11 protein-coding genes are annotated in these 12,868 nt (G+C 61.3%); 2 read left to right on the top strand and 9 right to left on the bottom strand.

Annotation, left to right across the window (positions count from 1 at the left end):
* Window positions 1–8 precede the first annotated feature (8 nt).
* Together BANT918_RS08140 and BANT918_RS08135 are read right to left on the bottom strand one after the other, a co-directional pair.
* Complete coding sequence (locus tag BANT918_RS08140) at window positions 9–1,142, bottom strand: histidinol-phosphate transaminase (protein WP_069600398.1); 1,134 nt, start codon at window positions 1,140–1,142, stop codon at window positions 9–11.
* Between the two features lie 9 nt (window positions 1,143–1,151).
* The gene (locus BANT918_RS08135; protein ID WP_009885067.1) at window positions 1,152–1,484 is read right to left on the bottom strand and encodes a LysM peptidoglycan-binding domain-containing protein; all 333 of its coding nucleotides are present in this window, start codon (window positions 1,482–1,484) and stop codon (window positions 1,152–1,154) included.
* A gap of 234 nt (window positions 1,485–1,718) precedes the next feature.
* Here BANT918_RS08135 and lexA point away from each other — a divergent pair, with 234 nt between their 5' ends.
* Window positions 1,719–2,474 (top strand): transcriptional repressor LexA, encoded by a 756-nt coding sequence (lexA, locus tag BANT918_RS08130; protein ID WP_009885068.1) that lies wholly within the window; start codon window positions 1,719–1,721, stop codon window positions 2,472–2,474.
* 90 nt (window positions 2,475–2,564) lie between these two features.
* On the opposite strand, the gene BANT918_RS08125 is transcribed toward lexA, so the two are convergent.
* Window positions 2,565–4,532: an ATP-dependent DNA helicase gene (locus BANT918_RS08125; protein WP_101619769.1), complete on the bottom strand. Its 1,968-nt coding sequence runs from the start codon at window positions 4,530–4,532 to the stop codon at window positions 2,565–2,567.
* Window positions 4,529–6,004, bottom strand: coding sequence for a GTPase HflX (hflX, locus tag BANT918_RS08120; RefSeq protein WP_101619768.1), 1,476 nt, complete (start codon window positions 6,002–6,004; stop codon window positions 4,529–4,531). The genes BANT918_RS08125 and hflX overlap by 4 nt, the downstream gene beginning before the upstream one ends.
* A gap of 110 nt (window positions 6,005–6,114) precedes the next feature.
* Between hflX and BANT918_RS08115 the strand changes: the two genes are divergently transcribed.
* Window positions 6,115–6,729 carry a class I SAM-dependent methyltransferase gene (locus tag BANT918_RS08115; RefSeq protein WP_101619767.1) on the top strand — a complete coding sequence of 205 codons (615 nt, stop codon included), beginning with the start codon at window positions 6,115–6,117 and terminating at the stop codon, window positions 6,727–6,729.
* A gap of 263 nt (window positions 6,730–6,992) precedes the next feature.
* Here the strand turns inward: BANT918_RS08115 and BANT918_RS08105 are convergent, their stop codons facing one another.
* The 5 genes from BANT918_RS08105 to miaA form a co-directional block, all read right to left on the bottom strand.
* A complete protein-coding gene (locus tag BANT918_RS08105; protein WP_101619765.1) occupies window positions 6,993–8,546 on the bottom strand; it encodes an alanine/glycine:cation symporter family protein in 1,554 nt (517 codons plus the stop codon).
* 680 nt (window positions 8,547–9,226) lie between these two features.
* Window positions 9,227–9,559 (bottom strand): DUF6920 family protein, encoded by a 333-nt coding sequence (locus BANT918_RS18080; RefSeq protein WP_366633819.1) that lies wholly within the window; start codon window positions 9,557–9,559, stop codon window positions 9,227–9,229.
* 352 nt (window positions 9,560–9,911) lie between these two features.
* Window positions 9,912–10,349, bottom strand: coding sequence for a universal stress protein (locus tag BANT918_RS08100; protein ID WP_101619764.1), 438 nt, complete (start codon window positions 10,347–10,349; stop codon window positions 9,912–9,914).
* 494 nt (window positions 10,350–10,843) lie between these two features.
* Complete coding sequence (dapF, locus tag BANT918_RS08095; protein ID WP_101619763.1) at window positions 10,844–11,839, bottom strand: diaminopimelate epimerase; 996 nt, start codon at window positions 11,837–11,839, stop codon at window positions 10,844–10,846.
* Between the two features lie 88 nt (window positions 11,840–11,927).
* A complete protein-coding gene (gene miaA, locus BANT918_RS08090; protein WP_101619762.1) occupies window positions 11,928–12,860 on the bottom strand; it encodes a tRNA (adenosine(37)-N6)-dimethylallyltransferase MiaA in 933 nt (310 codons plus the stop codon).
* Window positions 12,861–12,868: the final 8 nt, after the last annotated feature.

Here is a 12,868-nt window from a genome sequence, read left to right as displayed (position 1 = left end):
ATGTCGACTCAGTTGGCGGACAGCACGATGGCCGGGTCCTCGGCCAATATCTCGTCGACTGCGGTGAGGAACGCGGTGGTTTCCTCATCCGTGCCGGCATTGACCCGTGCGTGATGGTCGATGCCGATGTCGCGGATGAGAATTCCGCGATCGAGCAGCTTCTGCCACAGATCATGAGGTGAGGCGATGCTGCCGAAGAGAACGAAGTTCGAATCGCTGGGGTAGACGGTGAACCCCGCCGCATCCAGGTGTTGCGAGATTCGGTCGCGGGAGTCGATGAGCCTGTCCACGTTCTCCAGGAGGAGGTCGGCGTGCTCCAAAGCGGTGGACGCAAGCACCTGCGTGATTTCCGAGAGGTGGTAGGGCAGTCGCACGAGGCGCAGAACATCGATGAGGTCCGGTGACGCAATGGCGTAACCGAGACGCAGTCCGGCGCAGGCGAAGGCCTTACTCATCGTCCGTGACACGACCAACCGGGGACGGCCGTCCAGCAGCGTCATGGCAGAGGCGCGTGCAGGTCGGGAGAATTCGGCGTAGGCCTCATCGACGATGACAATGCCTGAGCAGTTGTCGTAGGCGGCTTCGATGACGTCGAGGTCGATCGAGGTGCCTGTCGGGTTGTTGGGGGTGCACAGGAAGACGATGTCCGGGTTCAATGCGGCCACCTCGGCGGCGACGGTTTCCGCATCAAGCGTGAAGTCGTCGTTGCGCGCCGAGGCCTGCCAGGTGGCACCGGTGCCAGTTGTGATCAGGGGGTGCATGGAGTAGCTGGGGGTGAATCCGAGGACAGTGCGCCCGGGTCCGCCGAAGGCCTGCACAATATGGGAGAGGACCTCGTTCGACCCGTTTGCCGCCCAGATCATGTCGGAGCTGAGCTCGACGGACTGTCCGGCGCGGTCATTGACGCCCTGCAGATAGGTGACGAGATGCTCGCGCAGGTCCTCGAACTCACGGTCGGGATAGCGGTTGAGTCCGGCGAAGTGTCCGTCGACGGCTGCGCGCATACTCTCGACGACCACATCGGGGATCGGATAGGCGTTCTCGTTGACGTTCAGCTGCACTGGCACATCCAGATGCGGAGCGCCGTAGGGCTTGAGGCCGACTAGGTCCGAACGCACTGGCAATGACTCGTTATTTCCCACCGCATCAGTCTAGCGTTTGGGCACATCCAAGGTCTGCCCCGGGTGCACCACAGGCGAGGACAGGTGGTTGATGTCGACGATGTCAGCGACGACATCGCGGGTGTCGCGGTCGATCCCGAGATCCACGGCCACTGCCCACAGTGACTCCCCTTCACCGACGACGACTGCCTCGGCGTCGATTCCGATGTCCTCAGTCTCTGCTCCGGCGGCTGCCGAGAACGACTGTGTGGCGACGAAGAATGCTCCGCCGACGATGACGAGAGCGCACACCATGGTCCGAAGCAGGCGCATGGCCTGGCGTCCACGAGTGGTGAAACGCAGTTCCTGGTTCAGTGCAGACATCGCTTAACCTCTTTCCTTCGTACGATTCCACCCGTAATAGGTAGAACGTCTGTTCTATTCAACATGCCAATCGAACATATGTCCAGTCCAACTCGAACATTTATGCGACAATGAGAGAGAACCAGCGTTGTTGATTGATCTGAAAGAACCATCTCAGGCGGCACTGACACGAGAATTCTCGACGTGAGGATCAAGCGGTGAGGCTGGCGGGAATAGAACGAAGGGGAACGAGCAATGGTTCAGAACAAACGAGGGAGGGGCCGTCCCCGCAACGAGGACGTCGCCAGCGAAATCGCAGCCGCCCGCAGCGATGACGAGGACGTCTCGATTCCGGAAGGCTCCACCGGCGAGGGCGATTTTCGTCTGACCCCACGACAGCGTCTGGTCCTCGAGACCATCGAACGCGCAGTCGTGACCAACGGCTACCCGCCGAGCATGCGCGAGATCGGCAAGGCTGCCGGGCTGGCCTCGCTCTCCAGCGTGGCTCACCAGCTATCCCAGCTCGAACGCCTCGGCTATGTCCGTCGAGACCCGAAGCGCCCGCGCGCCATCGAAGTGGTCAATCCCTTCGAGGAAGAAGAGGCAGAGCGGGCCAAGTACGAAGAGCTGGCCAACAACACCGTCCAGGTCCCCGTCGTCGGCCGCATCGCCGCCGGTGGGCCCATCTTGGCTGAGCAGGAGGTCGACGATGTCTTCTCCCTGCCGACACAGGTCGTGGGCTCGGGCGACATGTTCCTGCTCAAGGTCGTCGGTGACTCGATGATCGAAGCCGCGATCTGTCACGACGACTGGGTGGTCGTGCGCAAGCAGCACACCGCTGACAACGGTCAGATCGTCGCCGCCCTGCTCGATGGTGAGGCGACTGTGAAGACCCTCAAGCGCAAGGCCGGCCACCAGTGGCTGCTCCCCCAGAACAAGGACTATGAACCGATCGACGGCACCTATGCCCAGATCATGGGTCTCGTCGTGTCAGTGATCCGTCGCCTCTGACTTTTCTCCCCAGGTCTTCGACCACTGAGGTTCCGATGACTGTGCCCCCGACCGATGACGGTCGGGGGCACAGTGCGTCTCGGGCTCAAATCAGTCGTCGGTGGCTGCCAGACGTCCCAGGCTGGACTTCACGAGTGCCGCATCCGTCGTCGGCCACATCGTTGGCATCGAATTCACCAGGTAGCCGCCGTATCGAGCCGAGCGCAGGCGTGAGTCGAGGACCGCCACGACTCCCCTGTCAGAGGTCGACCGGATGAGGCGGCCCGCGCCCTGGGCCAGGCGCAGTGCGGCATGTGTGGCGCTGACGGCCATGAACCCGTTGACTCCCCGATCGTCGGCATCTCTCGACCTCGCCTGCATCAGAGGGTCATCGGGTCGTGGGAACGGAAGTCTGTCGATGATGACGAGACGATTGGTCCGGCCCGGTACGTCCACTCCCTGCCACAGTGACATGGTGCCGAACAGGCAGGCGCGGTCATCTGCGGTGAATTGAGAGACGAGAGACGGCAGTCCGTCATCGCCTTGGAGCAGGATCGGGATGTCCAGTTTCGCTCTCAGATGTTCCGCTGCGGCGTTCGCGGCCGCACGTGAGGAGAACAGTCCCAGCGCCCCACCCTTAGATGCGGTGACCAGTGCTTCAAGCTCATCCAGTGCCTGTTCGCTCAGGCCGCTGCGGCCCGGGCGCGGGAGATGGGCGGCGACATAGAGGATGCTCTGTTTGCCGTAATCGAAGGGTGATCCGACGTCGAGGCTGTCCCATTTGGGTGCGTCGGGGCCGAACAGCCCCAACGAGGCTGCGACCGCGTCGAAGTTGCCACCCAGTGACAGAGTCGCCGAGGTGGCCACCACCGTCGAATCTTCAAAGATTCCTGACCGCATGGTGCCGGCAACGCTCAGCGGCGCGACGACGAGATTGGTGGTCTCGCGCTCGCGGAAGGTGCTTCGAGACAGCCACACGACGTCGTTCTTACCCGGTGAGCAGAAGCGCTCGGCGAGGTCGAAGATCTCCTGGCAGCGGGCCTTGGCCATCTGTCGACCGGCGTCGGACTCTTCGGTCTTGCCGCCGATGTCGTTGATGATCTGTCGTGTGGAGTCACGAATCTGGGCCAGCGCGAGGGACAGCGCCTCGCTCATATTCATGATCAGGCCCTCGCTGACACCGCTTTGGGCCCTCTCCAGTGCTGCAGCGGCAGAATCGAGCAGTGCGACAACACCATCCTGCACGATGGTGTGTTTGCGCACGGAGCTCGTGGCGGCCGAGAGCATGTTTGTGTTGATCTGACCGGACAGGGCGTTCGTGACCCGATCCTTGAGTTCGTGGGCCTCATCGATGATGATGACATCGTGTTCGGGAAGCACGGTGTTCTCACCGAATGCGTCGATGGCCAGCAGGGCGTGGTTGGTCACGACGATGTCAGCCTCGGCCGCGTTATTGCGGGCCAGCTCTGCGAAGCACTCCGTGTACAGGGGGCAGTTCGAACCGAGGCAGTCGAAGGCGTTGACAGAGACCTCTGACCAGGCCCTGTCACTGACTCCGGGCAGCAGATCGTCGCGATCGCCGGTGTCCGTGGTCTTCTCCCACGTCCGGATCCGCTGGATCTCCTCTCCCAGGCCGGACCGGTCGTTCGGCTTTCGACCGGCCTCTGCATCGGCGCCGAGGTCGAAGAGCATGCCTTCACCCTCATCGGGATAACCGCCGGAGAGTTTGTGTTTGCAGACATAGTTGCGCCGGCCCTTGAGCAGGGCGGCCCGTGGCAGCGGGTCGAGGGTCTTCTTCACCGCTTTGAACAATCGCGGCAGATCCCTGTGGATGATCTGTGTCTGCAGGGCCAAGGTCGCCGTCGACACGATGACGCGCTTGCCTGTCCGGCTGGAGTACTCGGCCGCAGGAACCAGGTACGCCAAAGACTTTCCTGTGCCGGTGCCTGCCTGAACCAACAGATGGATGCCCTTGTCCACCGATGAGGCGACTGCCTCGGCCATCTCTGTCTGACCCTTCCTGGTCGAGCCGCCGATGGCCCCTACGGCGGACTCGAGCAGATCTTCGACGCTGCTCACTCTCCGATGACCAAGTCCGGACGTCGGAAGTCTGCGAGTTCCGCGGCCAGGTCTGCTGGAACCTTCGCCTGCATAGCGGTTCCCTCACCACCGTGCTCTTCATGCTCGACCATGCCCAGGGCATAGATCTTCGACACGAGGTCGCCGCGTTCATAGGGAATGAGCACTGTGACGTCGATGTTCGGCGAAGGCAGCATCGCCTCGATCGTTTCGACGAGCTCGGCAATTCCTTCCGTGGTCACGGCGGAGACGAAGCGTGCTTCCGGGTACTCTGCATGGAGTCCTGTCACCACTGCTTCATCGGCGATGTCGGCCTTGTTGAAGACGAGGAGTTCGGGGATGTCTCCCGTATCGACGTCTTTCAGCACTTCCCGAACGGCGTGAATCTGACCGTGCGGATCTGGATGCGAGGCATCAACGATGTGGAGGAGCAGATCCGAATCGGAGGCCTCCTCCAATGTCGACCGGAATGCTTCGACCAATTGGTGCGGAAGGTTCCGGACGAAACCGACGGTATCCGTGTAGGTGAAGGTGATGCCGTCCGCGGTCCGGGACTGCCTGACAGTCGGATCCAGGGTGGCGAAGAGCGCATTCTGCACCATCACCTCGGCGTCGGTGAGGTGGTTGAGCAGTGAGGACTTGCCGGCGTTGGTGTAGCCGACGATTGCCACCGAAGGGATGTGATTGCGCGCGCGATTCTTCCGCTTCGTCGATCTCGAGGGTGCCATCCCAGCGATCTGTCGGCGCAGCTTCGACATTCTGGCCCTGATCCGGCGGCGGTCGAGTTCGATCTTCGTCTCACCGGGGCCGCGCGAACCGATGCCGGCGCCCCCAGCAACTCGGCCACCCGCCTGACGCGACAGTGACTCGCCCCAACCGCGCAGGCGTGGCAGAAGGTATTCGAGCTGAGCCAGTTCAACCTGGGCCTTGCCCTCGCGGGACTTCGCGTGCTGAGCGAAGATGTCGAGGATGAGAGCAACACGATCGACGACCTTGACCTTGATGACGTCTTCGAGGCCGCGTCGTTGGCTGGGTGCGAGTTCGGAGTCGATGATCACGGTGTCAGCGCCCACGGAGGCAACGATCTCGGCCAGCTCGGCGGCCTTGCCCTTGCCGAGGTAGGTGCCGGGGTCCGGCGTCTCACGTCGTTGGATGATGGCGTCGAGGACCTCCGATCCGGCGGTCTCTGCGAGTGCCGCGAGTTCCCTGATCGAGTTCTCGGCGTCGGCCTGTGTCGTGTTCCACAGTCCTGCGAGGACGACCTTCTCCAGGCGAACCTGACGGTATTCGACCTCGGTGATGTCTTCGAGTTCGGTGGACAGGCCAGCGACTCGTTTGAGTGCCGCCCTCTCAGCCAGATCGAACTGCGAGGTGTCGTCGACGTTTGATTCCTTGGTGCCCAACGCCTGGGCGCCTCGTGCGAGAACGCGGTCGAGCATCGCGTCCCGACGTTCTTTGTCAGTAGACGTCATTCATTCCTTTGTTCGTTTCCACTCTCGGCGGCGCTGCTGCCGTGCGGAGAGTTTCCTCTCAGATGAGAGAGGTGTCCTTCAATTCTCCCACAGCCGTCTAGACTGGAGCAGTGTCAGAGCACTATTTCACGCAATCGCCTAGCAGCGAGGCCAAAACACGCGAGCTCACACTCGATATCGCGGGCCGGGAAGTCACGGTCGAGACCGTCTCGGGGACCTTCTCCCCCACCCGTTTGGATCTGGGAACCGCGGTCCTGCTGCGGCATCTGCCGGCGCCAGAGCCTGGCGACATTCTTGATCTGGGGTGCGGCTGGGGCCCTATCTCCTTAGACGCAGCCCTCAGAGCCAAGGACGCCGAGGCGGATATCCGGGTGTGGGCGCTCGACGTCAACTCCCGGTCCCTTGACGCGACTCGAAAGAATGCGCAGCGCCACGGGCTGACTTCGATTCGTCCCGTCACCGCTGACGAGATTCCGTCCGACATGCAGTTCACTGCGATCCGTTCGAATCCGCCGATCCGGGTTGGCAAGGACGCTCTGCATGACCTGCTGACCACCTGGCTGCCACGGCTGGCTCCAGGTGGGCGCGCTGATCTCGTCGTCTCGAAGAACCTCGGTGCGGATTCGCTCCAAAAATGGCTCATCGAAACTCTGGGTGAGGGATTCAACGTCGTACGAACTGGATCGTCGAAGGGTTACCGGGTCCTCACCGTCGACCGCGACTGACGGTCTCGTCGACCGGCTTGGACCAGTGCCTCATCGGCAAGCGATGAGGCACTGAGAGAATCAACGCCGAGCCATTGTTCGGTTCTGAATTCCACACGATCTGAGCCAGTTCCTTGAACCCGAGCTTCTGCGAGGCGTTCACAGACTGAGGGTCGGCCACCCTGGGAGCGGCCTCCGCGAGTTCGACCTCAACCCCGTGACCCAAACACGTCTTCTCGCTTCGTGTCTGCAACTCCACTGCCCTCTGATTCGAGCTGTGCCGGCTACTGCTGTGGTGGCCTGCCCGAACCGCCGGCATCCTCCTCGGTGCCGCCGTCTGCCCGCACGGGATCTTGGCGCACATTCTTGCCGCGACTCTCCCAGAACGCGGTCGTGGTGACCTCGTCCGTATCGTCCCAAGCTTCGACCTCTGTATTGATGTGCTTGAAACTGGGCAGATCGTCACGGCGGAAGATGGGCTCCTGTCCGGCACGGCGCTGATTCATATAGTTCTTCAACAGACTGAACACGAGCGGAGAGAGCATCAGCAAGGCGAACAGGTTGATCAGCGCCATGATCGCCATGAAGATGTTTGCGGCAGTCCAGACAATGTCCAGGGCGGCAATCGCGCCGACGAACACGGCGACCATCACAATCACCTGATAGATGCGCAGTGCCACCCTGCTGCGGGTCAGATGCTCGATATTGGCCTCACCGTAGTAGTAATTGCCCAGAATCGATGAGAACGCGAAGAGGAAGATCGCGAAGGTGAGGAAGTGGATCGCCCACTGGCCGAGTTGTCCGCTCAACGCGGTCTGCGTCAGCTGGACCCCTTCGGCCGAGCTGCCGTATTCGGGGTTGGAGAGCAGGATGATGAAAGCAGTGATCGAGCAGACAAGGATCGTGTCGAAGTACACGCCCAGGGATTGCACGAAGCCCTGTTTGGCAGGGTGCGAGGCGGATGCCGTCGCGGCGGCGTTCGGGACAGAGCCGATGCCTGCCTCGTTGGAGAACAACCCGCGCTGGACGCCCACCAGCATGATCGAACCGATCGATCCGCCGGCGATCGAATGCATGCTGAAGGCGTCGGAGAAGATGGTGCCGATCATCCCGGGGACAGCACCGATGTTCATCACCACGACGATGATCCCCACGATCAGGTACAGTCCGGCCATGATCGGCACGAGGTACGCGGAAACATTTGAGATGCGCTTGGCACCACCGACGAAGATCGCGTAGGCGCCGACGGCGATGACCAGTCCGCCGATCGCGGAGAACATGAAGTTGTTGGAGCCATCGATGTCGAACGACGCTCCGACCGCATCGACGATGGAGTTGGACTGCACCGTGTTGAATACGATGCCATAGGTGATGGCAACGATCACAGCGAAGATCAACCCGAGCCATTTCATCTTCAGCCCGTGCGTGATGTAGTAGGCCGGGCCTCCTCGGAAGTTGGGGCCGTCCTTGACCTTGTAGAGCTGACCGAGTGCGGACTCGGCGAACGCCGTCGCCCCGCCGACGATGGCGGTCAACCACATCCAGAACATCGCGCCGGGACCGCCCAAGGAGATGGCAAGTGCCACACCGGCGATATTCGCGGTGCCTACGCGCGAGGCTGCGGATATAGAGAAAGCCCGGAACGGTGAAATGTTCTTCTTGCCTTCGGCATCCCGGCCCCCGGGCTGCGTGAGCGTGCGGAACATTTCGGGAAGCAGCCGTATCTGGACTGCACCCGTGCGAATCGTGAAGTACAACCCGGTGGGAATCAAAACAGCGACGAGAACGTATGTGAAGACAGTGTCGACGCTGTCAAAGACGTTCTGGAACATCTCCATAGAGCTGAGCCTCCTTCACCACGCGCACCGCGTGGGGTTAGGGCGAGCGAATGCAACGCCCCTTCAAATCATATTTCTCCAGTCTGCCATCGAAAGCCACGTTTGGAAGCAACAATTTCAACCCGGACACTGTTTAGATTTGGCTGCCTCGTGCCGGCAGACCGCGATCACGCTTCGCCGCCCAGGCACAGGGCCCCGAGCCAACTCAACTTTCAGCATTTCCATCTTTGTTTCGGGCGAAGTTGGAGCGTTCCAAGGTGCTAATCGTCGGGCGCGCAACTCGCGCATGCTGGCGCCGAGTCGGGTCTGATGGGGGCATTGCGGCATCCTTTCTGGGTTGAAAGGGCACAGAAAAAATGGTTCGACTCCCACATGTCTCGTCTCACATGGATACAAGATATTTGAAAGCACCGAATTGGTGTCATGTGAAAGGCGCCTGAGCGCGAACCTTCGACGAGCGGACCAACCGACACAGTCAGCTTTGTCTGCCAATGGAAGTCCGTGACCCCATATGGGTGTCCAGTCACCAGCTGGCTTGCAGGCAGTCGTCCGGGTCATTCAAATCGTCTGGAGCTCGGTTATCTCGTATCGGAAGAATTCTTGATCCGGCCAACGATCGATACCGAAGTTCCAGCCGAGTCGCCCTGAGCTGGGTATGTTCAACCCACCAAATGTGCGACTCATCGGTAGCGGACCACGTCACTTACAAATCGAGGCAGCAGTGCTGTCGGAACCCAGACGGCCTCTACTCCACCACGACCAGCAGCGCTACGAGACACATCTGGGCCAGCAGCGGACGCGACGGTGAACAACCCGAAGAGTTTCCAATCCATGCCACCGATACCGTCAAGGTACTGATCGGATCCAACAATAACTCCGGCAACACGAGCTGCCCAGACGAAACCTCTGTGTGGGTTGAGTATCTGCGTGGCTTGAAACGGCAACCATCGACCCAGCTTGATGCTGCCGCGCATCTTCAGTTTTATGGTCCTCGTCAGCGGACACCAACACATATTGCACATCGGAGATGCCGTTGTACAGGTTCCGGCAGCCCGGCAATCTCCTGGCTGGTGAAGGTCGCGTGAGACGAGACTTCCTTAAGTCGTTCCTCCCCTTCGGTCCGACTTTTAGGTTCACACCGATCGAAGCTCACAACGATTCACTCGCGGTCGCGGAACTCCGGCTCAATGACCCGTCATGCTGTCTCGCAATTGAAGTGCTTTAAAACCCATGCGTTTAGCGACGGGTACGTTATGACACACTCCACTGACGACGTGGATCCAGTTTCGATGACATCAGACCCTGCATCCGTCCGGTTCCGAACCTATCCTTCCTGACCCGCTGCCGTTGCGGGACAGAGCACGCCTACTTCTTCTTGTCCTTGTGGTCTGGGATGACGACGAAGGGACATTTGGAATGGGCCACACAGTGCTGACTGACCGAGCCCAAGAGCATTCCGGCGAAGGCACCGTGACCGCGGGTGCCCAGCACCAGCAGCTGCGCGGACTTCGAAAGATCGACCAGCGTCTCTGCCGGAATGCCGCGAAGCACCTTCTCGATCACTCCGGAATCCTCACCTACGGCGTCACGCACCGTTTCGGCCAACATCTCGCTGGTCCGTTTCGCGACTTTCTGTTCCGGTTCAAGATAGGCGATCATGCTTGAATATGCCACTGGAATCTGCCAGACGGCGGTCGCTTCCACCACGGAGTCATACTTGTGTGCGAATTCGACAGCCCACCGCAGGGCTTCCTTTGAGTTCTCAGATCCATCGACACCGACCACGACTGTTTGTGTTGCCATGCCTCGTTCACCACCTCCGGTGCACCAAGGGCACCATCGAAGACTGAACCCATCCCGACCTGCTCTGCGAAGTATCTGCCACCAGCATGCAACCTGATGGCGACACCCTCAAAGGTGCGAGACGAGGTGGGTCAGGGTCTCCGGCACAAGAACCGGATCGCCCCATCCCCTGGCTCTTACCATAGCAGACCCCTACTGCGCCCCTAGTGTTTTGTCAAATTAGTCCACCCAAACAGTGGGACAAGAGGTCAGCCACGACAGCACGGAGGACTGGTACAGAGCTCAATAGCGCCCAAACCGGCTGAAAACCGCCAAAGCAGACGATACAAGGTCGGCACCACTCCCACAGGTGCGGGATTCTTATTCCCATGTCCTGCAGCCTCACCGGCGAATCGGCGCACCTATCGTCAGCTGTGAGACACGTCAGCTGTGAGACACGTTGGAGCACCTGTGACGCTCAGACACCGGGCGACTTACGGCTCAGGCGCCGCTACTCAGCTGATCGTTCCGCTGGCCACCAGCACGGCGGGTCCCGACAGCGCGACACGTCCTCGTGTTCCGTCCTCGTTCGGGGTGATGCCGATGCGCAGCTGACCGCCGGGAACGTCCACGCGCCATTGCAGGGGCGAGGCTGGGCCGGCCCAATGGTGGGCGGCAATGGCTGCGGCGCAGGCTCCTGTCCCGCATGAGCGGGTCTCGCCGACGCCGCGTTCGAACACGCGCATGCGCAGTGCGCCCTCTCCCCCGGCCACATCGCTGCGCATCGGTTCCATGACGATGTATTCGACATTCGAGCCCTGTGGCGGTACGGGGTCGAGGACTGGTGCGTCCCGCAGTTCGGCGCTCTCAAGTTCAGCCGATTCTGCGAGTGCGACCACGGTGTGAGGGTTTCCAGTCTCGACGCGCACGCCCGGGCGGGGCACCTCGATGCCAGATGTCGAAACGAGAACGTCGTCGCTGTCATCGAGAGACCATTCGCCCATGTCGATCGTGTACCAGGCATCAGCTGCGGAGCCGGGAGGCGTCGGTCCTGCCGACGCGGCCGCTGTCGCGTCACCGGTCTGCATGCCCAGTGCCGGTTTGAGGACAGTGCGCACGGTCTTGATTCCGTCACGTGTGCCGATGAGGATCTCTCGCGCATCAGCGGCGACGCGACCGGTCGTCGCAAGCACATGGGCGAAGACCCGAACTCCGTTGCCGCACATCTCAGAAAGACTGCCGTCGTGGTTGTAGTAGTCCATGAACCATTCGGCACCGGCCTCGGCCTGGTCGAGCGCCCCGGGAATCCCGCTGCTGGCCGAGCGTACGATGCGGATGACACCGTCGGCTCCCAGACCGGACCTGCGATCGGCCAAGAGTGCGATCGTTTCGGGATGCATCTCCAAGGCGCTGTCGTCGTCGGCCAAGAGGACGAAGTCGTTCTGTGTGCCGTGACCCTTGGTGAAGGCGGTGCCTGCGATATCGGCGAATGGTGCATGGGAGGAGCTCATGAACTCATCCTATCCGCGTGGGATCCCCTAGCGGCACAGTCGGCATTCAGTTCTCGCAGTGTGGGCTTCAGCTTGCCCGCAATGGGTGTCAGCTCTCGAGGAGCCTGCCGTCCGTGATGGCCTCGAGCGCGCGGGCCGTGTTGGCCTCATGGTCTCCGGCGGTTGAGTCGATCCAGACGATTCGCGGGTCCCGGCGGAACCATGTGTCCTGTCTGCGCGCGAACTGGCGAGTCCTGATGGTCGTCTGCTCCTGAGCGGCTTCTCGGTCGAGTTCGTCGGCCAGATACTGTTGGATCTGCGCATATCCGATCGCTCGAGATGCGGTTCGACCCTCGGCAAGGCCACGCTCGAGCAGGCAACGGACCTCATCAACCCATCCCTGCTCCCACATGAGACCCACGCGAGCCGCGATCCGTTTGTGCAGAGCCTCTCGTTCGACTGCCAGTCCGAGGTGGATGGTCGGTTCGATCGCCTGATAGTCAGGCAGCTGAGCGCTGAAGGGTCGGCCTGTCAGTTCGATGACTTCAAGAGCACGCACGATGCGCCGTGAGTCATTGGGCGTGATCTTCGCAGCTGCAGCCGGGTCAAGTTCCTGCAGGTGCCGGTGTCGGCCCCAGCGGTCTGCATCGACTTCGGACTCGAGCCGTGCCCGCACGTGGGGGTCGGTGCCGGGGAATTCCATCCGATCGGTCGCGGCTCGCACATAAAGCCCTGATCCACCGACGAGGATGGGTCGCTTCCCTCTGCTACGAATATCGACGATGGCCTCACGTGCCTGCTGTTGGAAGGTCTGTACGTTCGCGCCCTCCCGAACATCGAGTATGTCGATGAGGTGATGCTGGACCCCACGCCGCTGGCTGACCGGCAGTTTCGCGGTGCCGATATCCATGCCCCGGTAAAACTGCATGGAATCGGTGTTGATGATCTCCCCGCCGAGGTGTTCGGCAAGGTTCAGGGCAAGATCCGATTTGCCGGTGGCTGTGGCCCCGGCAATGGTGACTACAGGTGCGTCTGCGCTCACAGCACACT

Source organism: Brevibacterium antiquum CNRZ 918 (assembly GCF_900169145.1).
Lineage (GTDB): Bacteria > Actinomycetota > Actinomycetes > Actinomycetales > Brevibacteriaceae > Brevibacterium > Brevibacterium koreense.
The sequence above is the reverse complement of the archived record's forward strand: the minus strand, read 5'-3'. Positions and strand labels throughout refer to the sequence as shown.